At 75.9% G+C, this 16,992-nt stretch carries 19 protein-coding genes; 11 read left to right on the forward strand and 8 right to left on the reverse strand.

Features of this window, described 5'->3' with window-relative positions; translation table 11 throughout:
• Nucleotides 1–215 precede the first annotated feature (215 nt).
• From ACFWE1_RS04945 to ACFWE1_RS04955, 3 genes are read left to right on the forward strand one after another with little or no spacing between them, the layout of a single operon-like run.
• The gene (locus tag ACFWE1_RS04945) at nucleotides 216–992 is read left to right on the forward strand and encodes a hypothetical protein (protein WP_376932381.1); all 777 of its coding nucleotides are present in this window, start codon (nucleotides 216–218) and stop codon (nucleotides 990–992) included.
• Between the two features lie 18 nt (nucleotides 993–1,010).
• Nucleotides 1,011–1,772 (forward strand): spermidine synthase, encoded by a 762-nt coding sequence (locus tag ACFWE1_RS04950; RefSeq protein WP_376932382.1) that lies wholly within the window; start codon nucleotides 1,011–1,013, stop codon nucleotides 1,770–1,772.
• Between the two features lie 48 nt (nucleotides 1,773–1,820).
• Complete coding sequence (locus ACFWE1_RS04955; protein ID WP_376932383.1) at nucleotides 1,821–2,687, forward strand: spermidine synthase; 867 nt, start codon at nucleotides 1,821–1,823, stop codon at nucleotides 2,685–2,687.
• A gap of 63 nt (nucleotides 2,688–2,750) precedes the next feature.
• Here the strand turns inward: ACFWE1_RS04955 and ACFWE1_RS04960 are convergent, their stop codons facing one another.
• The 3 genes from ACFWE1_RS04960 to ACFWE1_RS04970 are packed head-to-tail and all read right to left on the reverse strand — an operon-like array spanning nucleotide 2,751 to nucleotide 5,100.
• Complete coding sequence (locus tag ACFWE1_RS04960) at nucleotides 2,751–3,659, reverse strand: biotin-dependent carboxyltransferase family protein (protein ID WP_376932384.1); 909 nt, start codon at nucleotides 3,657–3,659, stop codon at nucleotides 2,751–2,753.
• On the reverse strand, nucleotides 3,656–4,342 hold the full coding sequence (locus ACFWE1_RS04965; RefSeq protein ID WP_376932385.1) for an allophanate hydrolase subunit 1: 687 nt from the start codon (nucleotides 4,340–4,342) through the stop codon (nucleotides 3,656–3,658). The genes ACFWE1_RS04960 and ACFWE1_RS04965 overlap by 4 nt, the downstream gene beginning before the upstream one ends.
• Nucleotides 4,339–5,100, reverse strand: a complete 762-nt coding sequence (locus tag ACFWE1_RS04970) for a LamB/YcsF family protein (protein WP_376932386.1) — start codon at nucleotides 5,098–5,100, stop codon at nucleotides 4,339–4,341. Before ACFWE1_RS04970 ends, ACFWE1_RS04965 begins: the two co-directional genes overlap by 4 nt.
• Before the next feature lie 106 nt (nucleotides 5,101–5,206).
• Between ACFWE1_RS04970 and ACFWE1_RS04975 the strand changes: the two genes are divergently transcribed.
• The 3 genes from ACFWE1_RS04975 (at nucleotide 5,207) to ACFWE1_RS04985 (ending at nucleotide 7,630) form a co-directional block, all read left to right on the forward strand.
• A complete protein-coding gene (locus ACFWE1_RS04975; protein ID WP_376932387.1) occupies nucleotides 5,207–6,373 on the forward strand; it encodes a PQQ-dependent sugar dehydrogenase in 1,167 nt (388 codons plus the stop codon).
• A 58-nt stretch (nucleotides 6,374–6,431) separates the two neighbouring features.
• A complete protein-coding gene (locus ACFWE1_RS04980; RefSeq protein WP_189083680.1) occupies nucleotides 6,432–6,929 on the forward strand; it encodes a SprT-like domain-containing protein in 498 nt (165 codons plus the stop codon).
• A gap of 89 nt (nucleotides 6,930–7,018) precedes the next feature.
• The gene (locus ACFWE1_RS04985; RefSeq protein ID WP_376932388.1) at nucleotides 7,019–7,630 is read left to right on the forward strand and encodes a CGNR zinc finger domain-containing protein; all 612 of its coding nucleotides are present in this window, start codon (nucleotides 7,019–7,021) and stop codon (nucleotides 7,628–7,630) included.
• A 6-nt stretch (nucleotides 7,631–7,636) separates the two neighbouring features.
• Here the strand turns inward: ACFWE1_RS04985 and ACFWE1_RS04990 are convergent, their stop codons facing one another.
• A complete protein-coding gene (locus ACFWE1_RS04990) occupies nucleotides 7,637–8,413 on the reverse strand; it encodes a 2-phosphosulfolactate phosphatase (RefSeq protein ID WP_376932389.1) in 777 nt (258 codons plus the stop codon).
• A gap of 53 nt (nucleotides 8,414–8,466) precedes the next feature.
• A complete protein-coding gene (locus ACFWE1_RS04995; RefSeq protein ID WP_376932390.1) occupies nucleotides 8,467–9,741 on the reverse strand; it encodes a hypothetical protein in 1,275 nt (424 codons plus the stop codon).
• A gap of 59 nt (nucleotides 9,742–9,800) precedes the next feature.
• Here ACFWE1_RS04995 and ACFWE1_RS05000 point away from each other — a divergent pair, with 59 nt between their 5' ends.
• The 4 genes from ACFWE1_RS05000 to ACFWE1_RS05015 all read left to right on the forward strand — a co-directional run bounded on the left by ACFWE1_RS05000 (nucleotide 9,801) and on the right by ACFWE1_RS05015 (nucleotide 13,754).
• Entirely contained in the window at nucleotides 9,801–10,310 is a 510-nt protein-coding gene (locus ACFWE1_RS05000; RefSeq protein ID WP_376932391.1) for a hypothetical protein, read from the forward strand.
• 225 nt (nucleotides 10,311–10,535) lie between these two features.
• Nucleotides 10,536–12,167, forward strand: a complete 1,632-nt coding sequence (locus ACFWE1_RS05005) for a DEAD/DEAH box helicase (protein WP_376932392.1) — start codon at nucleotides 10,536–10,538, stop codon at nucleotides 12,165–12,167.
• 88 nt (nucleotides 12,168–12,255) lie between these two features.
• Complete coding sequence (locus ACFWE1_RS05010) at nucleotides 12,256–12,759, forward strand: GNAT family N-acetyltransferase (RefSeq protein ID WP_189083674.1); 504 nt, start codon at nucleotides 12,256–12,258, stop codon at nucleotides 12,757–12,759.
• Between the two features lie 44 nt (nucleotides 12,760–12,803).
• Nucleotides 12,804–13,754 carry a nucleoside hydrolase gene (locus ACFWE1_RS05015; RefSeq protein ID WP_376932393.1) on the forward strand — a complete coding sequence of 317 codons (951 nt, stop codon included), beginning with the start codon at nucleotides 12,804–12,806 and terminating at the stop codon, nucleotides 13,752–13,754.
• A gap of 64 nt (nucleotides 13,755–13,818) precedes the next feature.
• On the opposite strand, the gene ACFWE1_RS05020 is transcribed toward ACFWE1_RS05015, so the two are convergent.
• From ACFWE1_RS05020 to ACFWE1_RS05030, 3 genes are all read right to left on the reverse strand, one after another.
• Nucleotides 13,819–14,721 (reverse strand): TerC family protein, encoded by a 903-nt coding sequence (locus ACFWE1_RS05020; RefSeq protein ID WP_376932394.1) that lies wholly within the window; start codon nucleotides 14,719–14,721, stop codon nucleotides 13,819–13,821.
• 67 nt (nucleotides 14,722–14,788) lie between these two features.
• A complete protein-coding gene (locus ACFWE1_RS05025) occupies nucleotides 14,789–15,544 on the reverse strand; it encodes an alpha/beta hydrolase (protein ID WP_376932395.1) in 756 nt (251 codons plus the stop codon).
• A gap of 153 nt (nucleotides 15,545–15,697) precedes the next feature.
• Entirely contained in the window at nucleotides 15,698–16,279 is a 582-nt protein-coding gene (locus tag ACFWE1_RS05030) for an NUDIX hydrolase family protein (protein ID WP_189083670.1), read from the reverse strand.
• A gap of 44 nt (nucleotides 16,280–16,323) precedes the next feature.
• On the opposite strand from ACFWE1_RS05030, the gene ACFWE1_RS05035 reads away from it, so the two are divergent.
• Entirely contained in the window at nucleotides 16,324–16,986 is a 663-nt protein-coding gene (locus ACFWE1_RS05035) for an alpha/beta hydrolase (protein WP_376932396.1), read from the forward strand.
• The last annotated feature ends 6 nt before the right edge of the window (nucleotides 16,987–16,992 follow it).

Genomic DNA, 16,992 nt, shown 5'->3' on the forward strand with positions numbered 1-16,992 from the left:
AGGCAGAGTGGGTCTGGGAGCGCAAAGGTCAAGCATATGCGACAAGACGCGCCATGTCCAGCCGGATTCTTGATTTCGTCGAAGATCTCCGGTATAAACGCGCGGCGCGGGGTGTCGGATGCCTCGAAGCGGCCCCGCCTCGCCCGGGATTCCGGGCCGTTCCTCCCCGGTTCCGCCGCCCGCGATCCCTAGACTGACCGGCACGAGGAGGTGCCATGACCGAGCCAGGTGCCGTTCCCAGCCCGCCGGGCGTTCGCGGCGCCCGCCGCGCCGCCATCGTCGCGCTCGTCGTCTCGATCTCCCTCACCGCGGTGGTCGGCATCGTGGTGCTGCTCACCGGCGACTTCGGCGAGGTGCAGGGCCGCGTGCTCACGACCACCCTCCTCGTCGCCGGCTTCAGCACCGTCGCGCTCTGCCATCTCGCCGTCGCCGGGCGGCCCGTCCGGCTCGTCGGCTTCGTCGGGCTCGCCGTCAGCGCGATCGCGCTCGTCATCGGCCTCGTGCTGATCTGGATGCCCTGGGACGCCTGGAACGACGGCTCGGGCGAGCTCTGGCGCTGGTTCGGCGTCGCCGGCGTGCTCGCCCTCAGTCTCGCGCACGCGAACCTGCTGCTGCTCCTCGCCGGCCGACGGCACCCCGTCGTGCGCGCCGCGATGGCCGTCACCCTCGCCGCGATCGCGCTCGTCGCGCTGCTCGTCATCCTGCCGATCCTGAGCGACGGGCGGATCCCGGGCGACGGCGGCTGGGACGCGTACTGGCGCTGGTTCGGCGTCGTCGCGATCGTCGACGCGCTCGGCACGATCGTGCTGCCCGTCGTCGGGCTGCTCCTGCGCGATCGGCCGGTCGAGGCATCCGCCCCCGACGCGCTCGAGCGGCGCATCGCGGCCCTCGCGGCGCAGCGCGGCCTCGACCGCGAGGCCCTGCTCACCGCCGCGCTCGACGCCTTCGAGGCCCGCCCCGGCCGGACGGAGGACGTCGCCGAGGGGCGCTGACCCGGCGACGGCATCCGCATGGCCCGCCTCGAGTTCGCGCGCGACGTGTTCAGCGGCAGCGGCTGGACGCTGCTCGTCGACGGCACCGCCCAGTCCCACGTCGACGCCGACGACCCCGCTCGGCTGTTCTTCGAGTACGTGCGCCGGATCGGCCACGTCGTCGACGCGATGGCGACGCCCGGCGCACCGCTGCGCGCGCTGCACCTCGGCGGCGGGGCGCTGACGATCCCGCGATACGTGGCGGCGACCCGGCCGGGCTCCGCGCAACTCGTCGTCGAGCTCGACGCCGAGCTGCTCGACCTCGTGCTCGAGCGGCTGCCCCTGCCCGCCGGCGTCGAGACGCGCATCGCCGACGCCGCCGACGCCGTGCCGGCGCTGCGCGAGGCGGGCGCCGGCTTCGACCTCGTCGTGCTCGACCTGTACTCCCGGCTCGAACCGCCCGCCTTCGTCGCCGACGTCGCGTTCCAGCGCGAACTGCTCGCCCTCCTCGACCCCGTCGACGGCCCGCCGCTGCTCATCGCGAACGTGGCGGACGCCGCCGGCCTCGGCCGGCTGCGCGAGCAGGCCCGCGCGATCGCCAGGGCGCGGCCGGGCACCGAGCTGCTCGTCGCGGGCGACGCGGGGGTGCTGGCCGGCACCGAGGAGGGCAATGCGGTGCTCGTCGCCGGTCCGGCGGGCATCCCGCCCCTCGTGGCCGAGCACCTCGCGCTGCACGGGCCGCACCCGGCCGCCGTGCTCGAACGGGACCGGCTCGACGCGGTGCTCTTCGGCGCCTGCTGACGGCGCCCGCCCGGCGCACCCGCCGAGGGCGCGGGGTAGCGTGGAGCCGTGCCGCACCATGCCGATCCGCCGCTCGAACGCCGCCTCTCCGCGAGCGGCCACCTCGCGAGGCTCGAGGAGTCCCGCAGTACGCCGGGCTCCTGGACGCTCTACGTCGACGGCACCCCGCAGTCGCACGTCGAGCTCGACCGGCCCGAGTGGCTCGGCTTCGAGTACGTGCGCCGCATCGGGCACGCCGTCGACCTCGTCCGCGCCGAGGGCGAGCCGATCACGGCGCTGCACCTCGGCGGCGGGGCGCTCACCCTGCCGCGCTACGTCGTCGCGACGCGCCCCGGCTCACGGCAGCAGGTGATCGAGCTCGAGTCGGAGCTCGTCGAGCTCGTGCGCGAGGTGCTGCCGCTCCCCCGCGGCGCGCAGCTGCGGGTGCGCCACGGCGACGCCCGGGCGGTGCTGCAGAAGCTGCCCGCGGGGCTCGACGGCGCCGTCGACCTCGCCGTCGTCGACATCTTCTCGGGCGCACGCACCCCCGCGCACGTGACGAGCGCCGAGTTCTACAGCCTGCTGCAGCCGCGGCTTGCGCCCGGCGGCATCGTCGCGGTGAACGTCGCCGACGGGGCCGGGCTCGGCTTCGCCCGCGCGCAGGCAGCGACCCTGGGCCACGTCTTCGCCCACGTCGCGATCGCCGCCGACGCCTCGATGCTGAAGGGGCGGCGCTTCGGCAACGTCGTCATGTACGCGAGCGACGCCGAGCTGCCCTTCGCCGAGCTGCCGCGCCGCCTCGCGAGCGACCCGGCGCCCGCCAAGCTCGTCGACGGCGAGGAGCTGCGCCGCTTCGTCGCGGGCGCGCCGGTCGTCACGGATGCCACGGCGGTGCCGAGCCCGCCGCCGGCCCGCTCCGTCTTCCTCGCCAAGTAGCGCGTCCCGGCCCTCTCCCACAACTCAGGAAGAACCCGACCGGCATCCCGGCACCGCCACCGATCACTGATCGGCTTGAGGCGCATAACCGCCGGATGTTCCTGAGTTGTGTGAGGCGTGGCGGAAGCGCACGGGCTGGCCGGGGCGGAGCTGGGCGACACGGTCGAGCGAGGCGGGCGCGACGATCGCGATCACCGGGTAGCCGCCGGTGACCGGGCGGTCGGGCCCGAGGATCGTCGGCTGCCCCGAGGTCGAGACCTGCATCGAGCCCGGCACCGTCGCCTCGCTCGCGAGCTCGCCGCTCACGAGCCGGTCGAGCGCCGGCCCCTCGAGCCGGGTGCCGACGCGGTCGGCCGCGGCCGAGGTGCGCCACTCCACGTCGAAGAGGAGGGCGCGGGCCGGCTCCGTGAACCAGTCGGCGCGCGGGCCCGGCACGAGTTCGAGCACGACGGGCCCGTCCGCCGGGGCGAAGGCGGCCTCCCGGTCGAGCAGCGCGACCGGCGCCTCGGGCTCGGGGCCGATCGGCACGCGGTCGCCCGCCGCGACGGGAGCGGGGCCGAGCCCGGCGAGCGTGTCCCGGGAGCGCGAGCCAAGCACCTCGGGCACCGCGATGCCGCCGCGCACTCCGACGAGGTACCGGAGCCCGTGCTCGGCGGGCCGCAGCTCCAGCTCGGCGCCGGCCGGCACCCGCACGGCGACCGCCGGCGGCGCCTCGACGCCGTCGACGAGGATGGGGCCGCGGGCGCCCGTGACGGCGATCCAGGCATCCGACTCCGCGACCGCCCGGAAGCCGCCGAGCAGCACCTCGAGGCCCGCCGCTCCCTCGGCATTGCCGACGAGCCGGTTCGCGAGGGCGAGCGCCCCGCGGTCGGCGGCGCCAGAACGGCCGACGCCGAGGCGGGCGAGGCCGGGCCGGCCGAGGTCCTCGACGAGGCAGGATGCCCCGGGCGCGACGATGCGCAGCGCGCTCACGAGCCCGCTCCGAACGACGAGCCGACCTCGCGGAAGCGCACCCGCGCCCCGGGCACCAGCCGGGCCGGCGGATCGGCCCGTTCGTCCCAGAGCACCGCCTCGGTGCGGCCGATGAGGCGCCAGCCGCCCGGGCTCTCGCGCGGATAGGCCCCGGTGTAGCCGTCGGCGAGCGCGAGCGACCCGGCGGGCACCCGGGTGCGCGGGGCGTCGAGCCGGGGCACGCGGTACGGCCAGTCGTCGCTCACGAGGTAGGCGAAGCCCGGGGCGAAGCCGATGAACGCGACCCGCCACTCGGCGGCGAGGTGACGGGCGACGAGCTCGGCCGCCCCGATGCCGAGCAGGCGCGCGGTGTCGTCAAGATCCTCGCCGTCGTAGCTCGCCTCGATGACGACGGACGGCGCGCCGGCGACCGCGTCGGGCCGGGCCGCGTGCGGCCGCGGCCCGCCGGCCGCGCCTCGGCCGGGGCCGTCGTGGGCCGCACGCCGCACCCAGCTCGCCGCCGTCTCGAGCGGCAGCACCCGGTGGTCGACGGCGACGAGCACGGTGCGCGCGGCCGGCACGAGCTCGACGAGCCCCGCCGGCGGGTCGCCGGCGAGCGCCTCGTGCAGCGCGAGCACCTCCGCCTGCGAGCCGCACTCGACGAGGATCGCGTCGGGTCCGCTCGGCAGCAGTCGCACGGTCATGCGAAGGCCCGGACCTGGACGCCGGCCTCCTCGAGCGCCGCCCGGACCCGCCGAGCGAGCTCGGGCGCGCCGGGCGTGTCCCCATGCAGGCAGATCGAGTCGGGGGCGAGTTCGAGCGCGCCGCCGTCCGCGAGCGGCGCCGCTCCGGTGGTGGCGAGGGCGACGGCCCGGGCGGCGACCTCCTCGGGATCGGTGACGAGCGCGCCCTCGGTCCCGCGCGGCAGCAGCAGGCCGTCGGCGCCGTAGCCGCGATCGGCGAACGCCTCGCGGGCGAAGCGCAGGCCGGCCGCCTGGGCCGCCCGCTCGATCGCCCCGCCGGGCGCGCCGAGCACGGGCAGCGCGGGGTCGTAGGCGGCGAGCGCCTCGGCGAACGCGGCGGCGGCGCGCTCGTCGGCACCGAGCCGGTGGTAGAGCGCGCCGTGCGCCTTGACGTAGCGGACGCGGACGCCCCGCGCCCGGGCGAGGCCGTCGAGCGCGCCGAGCTGGTAGAGCAGCTCGGCGGCGAGCTCCTCGGGCGCGGCGTCGAGGGCGCGCCGGCCGAAGCCCGCGAGGTCGCGGTAGCCGGGATGCGCGCCGAGGGCGACGCCGTGCCGGGCGGCGAGCCCGACGCTCCGGTGCATCGTGACGGGGTCGCCGGCGTGAAAGCCGCACGCGACGTTCGCGCTCGTCACGAGGCCGAACATCGCCTCGTCGTCGCCGAGCCGCCACGCCCCGAACGACTCGCCGAGGTCGCAGTTCAGATCGATCGCCGCCGCCATCCCCCCATTCTGCCGCGACGCGCGCGACGTCGCGCGGCGGGCGTTGCCGCGCGGCTGCGCGGCGCGCAGACTGGACGTGACGACGTCGACGAGGAACGGGGGCAGGATGCCGAACCGCGCCCGCCGGGCGAACGGCCCCGCCGCGGTCGTCGCCCTCGCCCTCCTCGCGCTCGCCGGCTGCGCCCCCGACGGACGCCCCGCGCAGACGAGCCCGCCGCCGAGCGGCGCCGAGACGCCAACGGCCACGAGCCCGGCCCCCTCCCCGCCGCCCGCGCCGCCGCCGGTGCTCCGGCCCGACGGCACGGTCCGCGAGCTCGCGACGGGCCTCGACGCCCCCTGGTCGGTCGTCGCCCTGCCGAACGGCGCGGTGCTCGTGAGCGAGCGCGACCTCGCCCGCATCGTCGAGGTGCTGCCCGGCGGCGGCACCCGCGTGGTCGCCGAGGTGCCCGGCGTCGCCCCGGGCGGCGAGGGCGGGCTGCTGGGCCTCGCTCAGCTGCCGGGCGACGGCGAGCGCGAGGCATCCCTCTACGCGATGTTCACGGGCACCGACGACAACCGGATCGTGCGGATGCCGGTGACCGGCGACCCCGGCGCCATCGCGCTCGGCGCCGCCGAACCGGTGCTCACCGGCATCCCGAAGGCGGGCAACCACAACGGCGGCCGGCTCGCCTTCGGCCCCGACGGTTTCCTCTACGCGACGACGGGCGACGCCGGGCTGCGCGAGGCGGCGCGCGATCGCGGCTCGCTCGCCGGCAAGATCCTGCGGATGACGCCCGACGGGGCGCCCGCGCCCGGCAATCCCTTCGGCACGCACGTCTGGAGCCTCGGTCACCGTAACCCGCAGGGCATCGCCTGGGACGCCTCGGGCCGGCTGTGGGCGGCGGAGTTCGGCCAGAACACCTGGGACGAGCTCAACCTCATCGAAGCGGGCGGCGACTACGGCTGGCCCGTCGTGGAGGGGATCGCCGGCGACCCGGCCTTCGTCGACCCGGTGCTGCAGTGGCCGACGTCGGAGGCGAGCCCGAGCGGGTTGGCCGCGGCCGGGGACGCGCTGTTCCTCGCGGCGCTCCGCGGCGAACGGCTGTGGGCGATCGCTCCGGCGAGCGCGGCGGCGCCGACGGCGGAGGCCTGGTTCGCGGGCGAGCACGGGCGGCTGCGCGACGTCGTCGCGGCGCCCGGCGGCGGGCTCTGGGTGCTGACGAATAACACCGACGGGCGCGGCGAGCCCCACGCGGGAGACGACCGGCTGCTGCTCGTCGGGCTCACGGGCTGAGGCGGCGCGGACGCGGCGAGCGGGCCCGGTGCCGGTGGGCGGCGCTATTCTCTGTGCCATGGCGGAACTCGAGCGGGTCAGGCGGTGGGCCGAGGCGCTCATCGCCCTGCACCTCGACCCCGCCCAGTGGAGCTTCGGCTTCGACAATGCGAAGAAGCGCGCCGGCCTCTGCAACTACACGGCCAAGCACATCTCGGTGTCACGCTACCTCGCCGCCCGCTACGACGACGACGAGATCCACCAGATCCTGCTGCACGAGGTCGCGCACGCGCTCGCCGGCCCGCGCGCCGGGCACGGCCCGAAGTGGGCGAAGACCGCGGCCGAGCTCGGCTACGTCGGCCGCCGCACGCACGACGGCGAGATCGCCGACGAGCTCGCGCCCTGGGTGGGCCGCTGCCCGGCGGGGCACGTGCACTACCGGTACCGCCGGCCCGAGCGGCCGCTCAGCTGCGGGCTCTGCCGGCGCGGCTTCGACCGGGCGAACCTCATCGAGTGGCACCGCCGCGACATCACCCCGGCGATGCGCCGCCGCGCCGCGAGCGCCGCGGCCGGCTGACCCGCCCGCGCCGAACGTGGCCCGCACGTCGGGCAGAATGGACAGCGCGCCCGAGCGGCGCCCCGCACCTCCCCACCCGAAAGCGCAGCATGCCCGTCTCCACCGTGCAGATCCCCGTCGGCCAGTGGGTCGTCTCCGGCGACGGGCTCCGCTGGTGGTTCGACTCCGGCTCGCTCGCGCTCGACTTCGCGTGCACGGGCCCGATCGGCGCCTCGCTCGCCGAGGAGCTGCTGCACGCCCCCGACGACCTCGCCGGCTGGCTGCGCGAGCGCTTCCCCATGGCGATCGGCGACGCCCGCACCCGCGACCTCTTCGATGCCACGGCGCTCCGCGACGCGATCACCCGGCTCGCCCTCGCCGCGGCGCACGGCGGCGAGCGCCGCAGCGACGACGTCGACATCGTGAACCTCTACGCCGCGACCCCCGACATCCCGCCGTCCCTCGCCGGCGGCTCGCGCCAGGCGGGCCGCTCGGTGCAACTCGTCGGCCAGGCGCTGTCGACGATCGCCCGCGACGCGGTCGACCTGCTCGGGGCGGCGAACGCCGAGCGCATCCGCGTCTGCGCGGGCGACGACTGCGACATCGTCTTCCTCGACACCTCGCGGGCGGGCAGCCGCCGCTGGTGCTCGATGCAGCGCTGCGGCAACCGGGCGAAGGTACGCGCGCACCGTGCGCGAAAGCGCCCCGTCACCGCGGGCTGAGCCGGCTCAGCCGACGCGGAACACCTCGCCGCGGAGCTCGGGCACGAGCTCGGTGACGTCGGTCTGCGCCGCCGCGGCGACGCCCGCGCCCACGCCCCGGCCGACGAGCTCGACCCCGCTGCCGCTCGCGCTCTGCAGGTGGCCGACGGCGCGGCGCAGGCCCTCGAAGGCGGCGCAGGCGACGGCGGCCTCCGGCGCGGTGTGGTCGATGCCGAGGGCGACGAGGGCGTCGACGACCGCGCCACCGGCGAGCTGATCCTCGACGGCGAAGCGCACCCCGTCGCCGCCGCGCTCGCCCGCGGCGAGGATCGCGACGCTGAGCCGTCGGCCGCGCTCCTCCTGCAGAGCGAGGATGCGGCGGGCGACCGCCGTGCGGTTGCGCAGCGAGGCGGCGAGCACGACGGGGGTGTCGGTGCCGCCGGCCTCCGCTCGCACGGCGAAGCCGCGCGCCAGGGTCGCCCCGTTCGGCGAGGCGAGCACGAGGGTCGCGCCGGGCTCGGCGGGCAGCTCCTGCCCGTCCGCGAGGCCGGCGAGGAAGGCGGCGGGTGCGCTCAGGCCGGTGCCGTCGCCGAGGCCCGCGGCGAACGCCTCGGCGCCGGGCTCGCCCTTCGGCCAGGGCGCCACGGCGAGGCCGTGCTCGGCGGCCGCGACGACCGCGGTCGTGAAGGAGAGGGCGTCGACGAGCACGACGACGTCGGCGGGCGCGAGGCGTTCGAAGCCTTCGGCGCCCCACTCGAACCGGACCTGGTACTTGGACTGGGCGAAGGGGGCGTCAGACTGCACCGGGCCAGGCTAGTGGACGCGGGAGGGATGCCCCGCCCATGCGTCCTCGTGCGTCAGCGCCGCCCGGCGCCGGCGTCCCAGGAGGCGAGCGCCTCGGCGTCCGCAGCCCGCGCCGCGGCACGCCGGGCGGCATCGAGGGCGGCGACCGGATCGGGTTCCTGGCGGGCGATGACGAGCTGGCGCTCCGCCTCGGCGAGCCGGGTGCGCGCCCCCGCGCCGACGAGGCCGCGACCGCGTTCGACGAGGGCGCGGGCGACCCCCAGCTGGCTCTCGGCGATCGCGAGCGCGCCGCCGAGCGCCGAACGCGCCCCGTCGAGCCGCGCCTGCGCGGTGCGCGCCTCGGCCCGCGCCGATTCGAGGCGGTCGAGGGCCGCGTCGAGCCGGTCGCGCTCGGCGAAGGGGTCGGGCAGCTCGGCGACGTCGGCCGCGGCGCCCGCGACCCCGATGAGCTCGGCGACGCCCGCGATGGCCTCGCCGAGCTCGCGGGCGTCCTCGGGGTCGCTCAGCGCGTCGCGCTCGCGGCGGGCGTCGACGAGTTCTGCGTCGAGGCGGCGCATCCCCTGCTCCGCGGCGCGCTCCGCGTCGGCGAGCTCGAGCTCGAGCCGGTCGATCGCGTCGAGGTCGCCGGCGGCCCGGTCGAGGTCCGCGGCGATCCGGGCGGCGCGCTCGGCGTCGCCCGCGCCGGCCGCGGCCCCGGTGGCGGCGAGCGCGGCGTCCGCTGCGGCGAGCGCGAGGTCGACGCGCTCGAGGGCGGCGCGGCCCCCGACGAGGGCGGTGGGCCGGAACCGGGTGCCGAGCCGGTCCAGGGCGGCCGCGGCATCCTGTCGCCGTCGCCCGAGCCTGGCGGCCGTCTCCGGCAGCTCCGCGAGCGTCGCGCCCGCGCCCCGTTCGGCGGCCCGGCGGGCGCCGAGCGCCTGCTCCGCCTGCTCGAGCGCGCCGAGCGCCGAGGTGCACAGCCCGGCGATGCGCTCGCTCCAGCTGCGCCGCTCGGCGGCCGTGTCGGGCTCCGCGTCGTCGAGCCGCTGCTGCAGCAGGAACGCCTCGCGCAGCCAGCGCTCGGCCCGTTCGCTCGCCTCGCGCACCGGACGGGCGGCCTCGGCGCCGAACTGCGCCTCGGCGAACGCGATCTCGCGGCGGGCCTCGCGGACCCGTTCGTCGGTCTCGACGATGAGCTGCTTCGCCCGCACCTCGACCGCGCGGCCGCGCTCGAGGTCGGCGAGCTCGCGGCGGCGGCCGAGCCGGCGCACCCCGGCGATCGCGGCGACGAGCGCGACGGCGGCGCCGCCGAAGACGAGGAGGGAGGGCAGCCACCAGAGTCCATCGGCCATGGCCGGAGTCTACGGCGCGCGCCTCGACGGCGGCCGGGGGTCCGCGTAGCCTCTCGAACATGCGCGTGCTGCTGAAGCTCACCCTCGATTGCGACCCGGACGCCGCGTGGCGGGCCCTGCGGAGCCCCGCGGTGCTGCGGGAGGTCGTGGCGCCCTGGCTCGACTTCCGCTCCCTCGAGCCTGGCGGGCTGCCGACCACGTGGCCGGAGGGGCCGCACCGGGTGCAGCCGCTCGCGTTGCGGCGGTGGCCGGCGGGCGAGGAGGTGGTCGATCTGCGGTTCCTCGAGGGCGAGCGCGACGGCCTGCCCGCCGAGGTGCGGATGCTCCGGGACGGCGGCGGCGCCACCTCCGGCCCGTTCGCGGCGTTCCGCAGCTGGGACCACCGGATGGCCGTCTCCCCCGCGCCCGGCGGGCGCACCCGGTACCGCGACCAGCTGCGGGTGAGCTCGGGATCGGCGCTCGGCGATGCCCTCGCCTGGTACCCCGTCTGGGCGTTCTGGCAGTGGCGCGGCGCGCGGCTGCGCGCCCTCGCGCCGAGCTGGGCGCACGAGCCCGAATCGGCCGGATGAGCGGCATCGGCTAGACTGTGGGTGTGGCGCGCCTCGCGCGCCCCGCGTCGTAGAACGCTTCCGGGCCGGCTCAGGCCGCCCCGATGACTCATTCGTACGGCGAACGGATGCGCCGACCGGCGCCTTCGCCACTCACCCACCGACGGGTCGAACCGCCACGGCGTGCCGCACGAATCGCGACGCCCGTGCGCGCTCCCGCCCGTGGGCCATGCCCGAAAGGCACGCATGACCACCCCCGATTTCCGCACGCTCGGCGTGCCCGCGCCGCTCGTCGACCTCCTCGCCGCCGACGGCAAGACCACCCCCACCCCGATCCAGGCCGACTCGCTGCCGGACACCCTCGCCGGGCGCGACGTGCTCGGCCGCGGCCGCACCGGCTCGGGCAAGACGATCGCCTTCGCCCTGCCGATGGTCGCCCGCCTCGGCACCGTGCTCGCCGGCGGTTCGCGCCGCGCCGGCCGCCCGCTCGGCCTCGTGCTCGCGCCGACGCGTGAGCTCGTCACCCAGATCGCCCGCACCATCGAGCCCCTCGCCGAGGCGTACGGCCTGAAGGTGACGACGATCTTCGGCGGCATCAACCAGAAGCGCCAGGTCGAGGCGCTGCGCGCCGGCGTCGACATCGTCGTGGCGGCGCCCGGCCGCCTCGAGGACCTCATGCAGCAGGGCTTCGTGCACCTCGACGCCGTCGAGATCACCGTGCTCGACGAGGCCGACCACATGGCCGACCTCGGCTTCCTGCCGGTCGTCACCCGCATCCTCGACAAGACGCCGCGCGGCGGGCAGCGCCTGCTCTTCTCGGCGACCCTCGACAACGGGGTCGACAAGCTCGTGAAGCGCTACCTGCAGAACGAGGTGCTGCACTCCGTCGACGAGGCCAACTCGCCCGTCGCCGCGATGACCCACCACGTCTACCTCACCGAGGACCAGGACACGAAGTTCGAGCTCGTGAAGTCCCTCGCGAGCGGCACCGGGCGCCGCATGCTCTTCATGCGCACGAAGCACCAGGCCAAGAAGCTCGCGAAGAAGCTGACCGAGTCCGGCATCCCCGCCGTCGACCTGCACGGCAACCTCTCGCAGCCGCAGCGCGACCGCAACCTCGCCGCCTTCGGCGACGGCTCGGTGCGCGTGATGGTCGCGACGGATGTCGCGGCGCGCGGCGTGCACGTCGACGAGGTCGAGCTCGTGGTGCACGTCGACCCGCCCGTCGAGCACAAGGCGTACCTGCACCGCTCGGGCCGCACCGCGCGCGCCGGCAACGAGGGCGACGTCGTCACGATCGCCCTGCCGAGCCAGCTGCACGACCTGAAGCAGCTGCTCCGCAAGGCGGCGATCACCGTCACTCCGAAGCCGGCCACGCCGGCCTCCCCCGAGGTCGTCGCGCTCGTGGGTGACGTCGCGCCCTACGTGAAGCCGGCTCCGCGCCAGGCGAAGCCGCAGGGCGGCGGCGGCACCTCGCAGGGGGCGAACGCGCAGCGCAAGCGCGCCCGTCGCACCGGCGGCGCGGAGGGCGGCGGGCCCCGCGAGGGCGGCCGTGGCCGCGGCGGGCGCGGCGGCGCGCCTCGCGGCGATGCCGAGCGCACCGAGCGCAGCGGCGAGGGCGGCGGCTCGCGCCGTCGTCGCGGCGGCGGTCGCGGTCAGGGCGGGGCGGATGCCGCCTCGCGCACGGCCTCGTCGCAGGGCTCCGGTCGCGGCGGCGAGCGCGGCTCGTCGAGCACCTCGGGCGGCCGGGCGTCGGGCTCCGGTCGCGGCCAGGGCGGCACGGCGAAGAGCGCGCGCGGCCCGCAGCCGCTGCGCGTCGGCAGCCTCGTCGGCGGCTCCTCGCGGGGCGCCCGCACGAACCGCCGCGCCCAGGGCTGACCCGCCACACCCCCGACGATCGGGCGGCGACGGTGCTCCGTCGCCGCCCGATTTCGTCGTGCGGCCGTGCTGGCCTACTCTCAGGTGCATGAGCACCGAGGTTGTTGCACAGGTCGTCGTCCGCCCCATCCGCGATTCGGATGTCGAGGCGCTCGGTCGCGTGCATGCGACGTGCTGGCACGAGACCTACGACCACCTGATCTCGAAGGCGGCGCTCGAGAACCTCTCCCCCCGCCGCATGGCCGAGCTGTGGAGCCACATGGCCTCCCGCGGCGAGGAGTACCGCCAGTTCGCGGCGCTCGTCGACGGTGAGATCGTCGGCTTCGTCGGCTCGGGCCCGGCGCGCGACGAGGACGCCCCGCGCGAGCGCGAGCTGAACTTCATCTACGTCCTCGACGCCTACCACGGCACCGGCATCGGCAAGAAGCTCTTCGACGCGGCCGTCGGCGACGAGCCCGTCTACCTCTGGGTCGCCGCCGACAACCCCCGCGCGCACCGCTTCTACGAGCGCAACGGCTTCGTGCTCGACGGGGCGACGCAGCGCCAGCCGTTCCTCGGCGAGGAGATCGACGAGGTCCGCTTCGTGCGCTGAGCCGCGCGCGTCACGGACGCCCCGGCGGGCTTAGGCTTCTCGGCATGCCGATTCCCGTGATCCTCGACGTCGACACCGGCGTCGACGATGCCCTCGCCCTCCTCTTCGCCGTCGCGCACCCCGAGATCGACGTGCTCGCCGTCTCCTGCGTCGCGGGCAACGCCTCGCTCGAGCAGGTCGTCGACAATACGCTGCGCATCCTCGACGTCGCCGGGGCCGGTGAGATTCCGGTCGCCGCGGGCGCCGTGCGGCCGCTGCTCGAGCCCGCCCGCTCCGCCTCCCACGTGCACGGCGCCGACGGCCTCGGCGGGCTCGTGCTGCCCGAGACCTCCCGCCGCGCGGTCGAGCTGAGCGCCGTCGAGCTGCTGCGCCGCACCATCCTCGCGCGCCCGACACCGGTGACGCTCGTCGCGCTCGCGCCGCAGACGAACCTCGCGCTGCTGCTGCGCACCCACCCGGAGGTCGCCGCGAACCTCGAGCGGATCGTCTTCATGGGCGGCTCGGCGAGCGTCGGCAACGCCACCGCGGTCGCGGAGTTCAACGTCTGGCACGACCCGGAGGCCGCGGCGATCGTGCTCGACTCCGGCGTGCCCTGCTACATGTACGGCCTCGACGTCTTCAACCGGGTCTCGGTCGCGCAGGACCGCGCCGCCGAGCTCGAGGCGGGCGAGCACCCCGTCGGCCGCGTCGTCGGCGCCCTGCTCGGCCACCGCATCGCCCTCAGCGAGGACGAGCGCGCCCAGTACACGGGCCTCATCGGCGACGCCGGCGCCGTCTGCGCGCTCGTCGACCCTGAGGCGCTCCGCACCGAGCAGCGCCCGGTCCGGGTCGAGCTCGCGGGCTACAGCCGCGGGCAGACGCTCGTCGACCTGCGCGAGTTCCCCGGCGAAGACGTCGTGCACGGCCTGGCCGGCGAATGGGCGACCGCGGAGGTCGCGCTCGGCATCGACGCGGAGCGCGTCGCCGCGCTCTTCCTCGACACCGTGCTCGGCTGAGCCGGAGAACGGGGGATGCCGCGCCGGCACGTGCGGGCGCGGCATCCGTCGTCTGCGCTGCCGCTCAGCCGAGGCCGCGGGGCTCCTGGTGCCCGTCGTCCTCGGCGAGCTCGCCCTTGACCGGCTTGCGGGAGAGGCCGACCGCGCCGCTCCCCGGCGCGGCGGAGGTGGCCGCGTGCACCGCGATCTCCTCGTTCTCGACCGGGAACGCCGTGTGCAGGCGCACGGGGTCGCGCTGCTGGGCGAGGCGCTTGGCCCGCCGGCTCGCGGCGATGAGGTTCAGCGCCTCGACGAAGATCGCGAAGGCCATCGGGCCGTAGATGAGCGCCTTGTCGATCTTCACCCCGAAGCCGTCGGCGATGAGGAACACGCCGATGAGCAGCAGGAACGCGAGCGCGAGCATCTTCACCGTGGGGTGCGCGTTGACGAAGGCGAAGATGAACCGCGCGGCGAAGAGCATGATGCCGAACGACAGCACCACGACGGTGATGATGACGACGAGGTTCTCGGTCATGCCGACCGCGGTGATGACCGAGTCGAGCGAGAACACCAAGTCGAGCACGAGGATCTGCGCGATCACCGAGCCGAAGCTCGCGCGCGCCGCCGAGCCCGCGGTGTGCTCCTCGGCCCCCTCGAGCTTCTGGTGGATCTCGTGCACGGCCTTGTACACGAGGAAGAGGCCGCCGGCGATGAGGATCAGGTCGCGGCCGGAGAAGCCGATGCCGGCGATCTCGAAGAGGTCGGTCTTCAGCGTGATGATCCAGCCCGCGAAGAGCACGAGCAGCACGCGCATGAGCATCGCGAGGGTGAGGCCGAGGTTGCGGGCCTTCGCCTGCTGCTCGACGGGCAGTTTGGAGGCGAGGATCGAGATGAAGATGACGTTGTCGACGCCGAGGACCACCTCGAGCACGAAGAGCGTCAGGAAGACGGCGATCAGGTCGGGCGTGAACTCGAGCGAGAACTCCATGGGGTCATGAATACCACGGCGGGCTGCGCAGATTCCGCGCAGCCCGCCGCCTGGGTCTTGTCCCGGCTCAGTCGGCCCGGGGCCCGAGGTGCCTTGCGAAGAATCGGGCGGCGTCCTCGCCCGCGAACGCCGGCACGCCGGTGTGGCCGCCGAGGTTGGCCTGCAGCGTCTTCTCGGTGGAGCCGAAGGCGTCGAAGAGCTCGAGCGCCATCGCCCGGTCGTTCCCCTCGTCGTCCCACTGGAGGAGCACGTGCAGCGGGATGGTGACCTCCCGCGCCTCCGCCAGGGTGGCGCGCGGCACGTAGCTGCCGGCGAACAGTCCGGCCGCCGCGATCCGCGGCTCGATCGCGGCGAGCCGCACCCCGATCGCGATGACCCCGCCGGAGAAGCCGACCCGCGGGGCGAGTTCGGGGAGCGCGAGCAGTTCGTCGAGCGCGGTCTGCCACTCGGGAACGGCCCGATCGACGAGCGGCAGGATGAGCCGGTCGACGGTGTCCTCCGTCGGCGGCACGCCAGCCGCGATCGCCCGGCCGAGCTCGGCCCTGGCCTCGGCGGCGCCGGGCAGCGGAGCGCGCTCGCCCGCCCCCGGCAGTTCGAGGGAGACGGAGGCGAAGCCCTGCTCGGCCGCGCTGCGGGCGCGGGCGGCGAGGCGCGGATGCATCCGCGCCATCCCGATCCCGCCGGGCTGCCCCATGAGGATCAGCGGGGCGGGCGCGGCGGCGGTCGCGGTCGGCGGCGTCCAGAGGATGCCGGGGACCTCGCCCAGGGTGAAGGTCCGCTCGACGAGGCCGTCGTCGAGCCGGTGCGTGGAAGTGACGTGCATGGTCGTGCCTTTCGGAGTGCGGCGGATTCGCGGCGCTCCCGGACGACTTATCGCCCGACCGTGACTCCGCTGGGGAGCACCGACGTGGATTCGTTCACGGGTACCACCTCCTCGGCTCGCTGCACGGACGGTTCAGGCTAGCAGCTGCGGCGCTCAGCGCAGCGCGCCGACGGAGGCGAGCGCCTGGCGCACGAGCACCCCGCGGCCGCCCTCGAGCTCGTCGCCGACGGCGCGGCTCGCCGCCTCCTCTGGCGGCATCCAGCTCACCTCGAGCGCGTCCTGCCGCGGCTCGCAGGTGCCCGTCACCGGCACGACGTAGACGAGCGAGACGGCGTGCTGCCGCTCGTCGGTGAACGGCGTGATGCCGGGCATCGGGAAGTACTCGGCGACCGTCGCGGGCACCGGGCTCGCCGGCAGCAGCGGGAAGGCCATCGGCCCGAGGTCCTTCTCGAGGTGGCGGAACAGCGCGTCGCGCAGGGTCTCGCCGTACATCACCCGCCCGGAGACGAGCGTGCGGGTCATCTCGCCGACCGTGTTCGCCCGCAGCAGCAGGCCGACCTCGGTGACCTGGCCGAGGCCGTCGACGCGCACCGGCAGCGCCTCGACGTAGAGCAGCGGCAGCCGGCCGCGCACCTCGGCGAGCTCGAGGTCGCTCAGCCAGCCGGGATTGGTGGGCTGCGGGACGTCGGGCTCGTCGCCCGGCGTCCAGTCGGGGTCCGGGGTGCGCACGCTCATGCGTCGATTCTGCCCCACCCGGCCGCCCGGCGTACGCTCGGACGATGCGGATCGATGACGAGGCGGTGCTCTGGTCGGCCTCCGGCGACGACCGGGCGGGGCGGCCACTGCTCGTGCTGCTGCACGGCTACAACTCGAACGAGGGCGACCTGTTCGGGCTCGCGCCGTACCTGCCGCTCGACCCCGTGATCGCCTCGCTCCGCGCGCCGCTCGACGCCGGGTACGGCTACGCCTGGTTCGAGATCTTCGACGCGGCGGGGCGGCTCGACGACGACGATCCGGCGAAGCTCGCCGCGGCCGAGGAGGCGGTCGACGCCGTGATCGACTGGCTCGACCGCAACGCCGGCGACGCGCCGTCCATCGGCCTCATCGGCTTCTCGCAGGGCGGGGCGATGAGCCTCGAACTGCTGCGCCGCGCCCCCGAGCGCATCGCGTTCGCCGCCATCCTCGCCGGCTTCGCGATGCCCGGCGTGCGAGACGGCGACGCCCGCCTCGCCGAGCTCGCGCGCCCGGTGTTCTGGGGACGCGGCACGGAGGATGCGGTCATCCCCGCCTCGGCCGTCGCCCGCACGGCCGCCTGGCTGCCCGGGCACAGCGCGCTCGACTCGCGGATCTACGAAGGGCTCGCGCACTCGGTCTCCGAGCGGGAGCTCGCCGACCTCACGGCCTTCGTCGGCGCACGGTACTCGGCCGCGGCCTCGGACTGAACCCCG

The organism is Agromyces sp. NPDC060279 (genome assembly GCF_042726785.1).
Taxonomy (GTDB): domain Bacteria; phylum Actinomycetota; class Actinomycetes; order Actinomycetales; family Microbacteriaceae; genus Agromyces.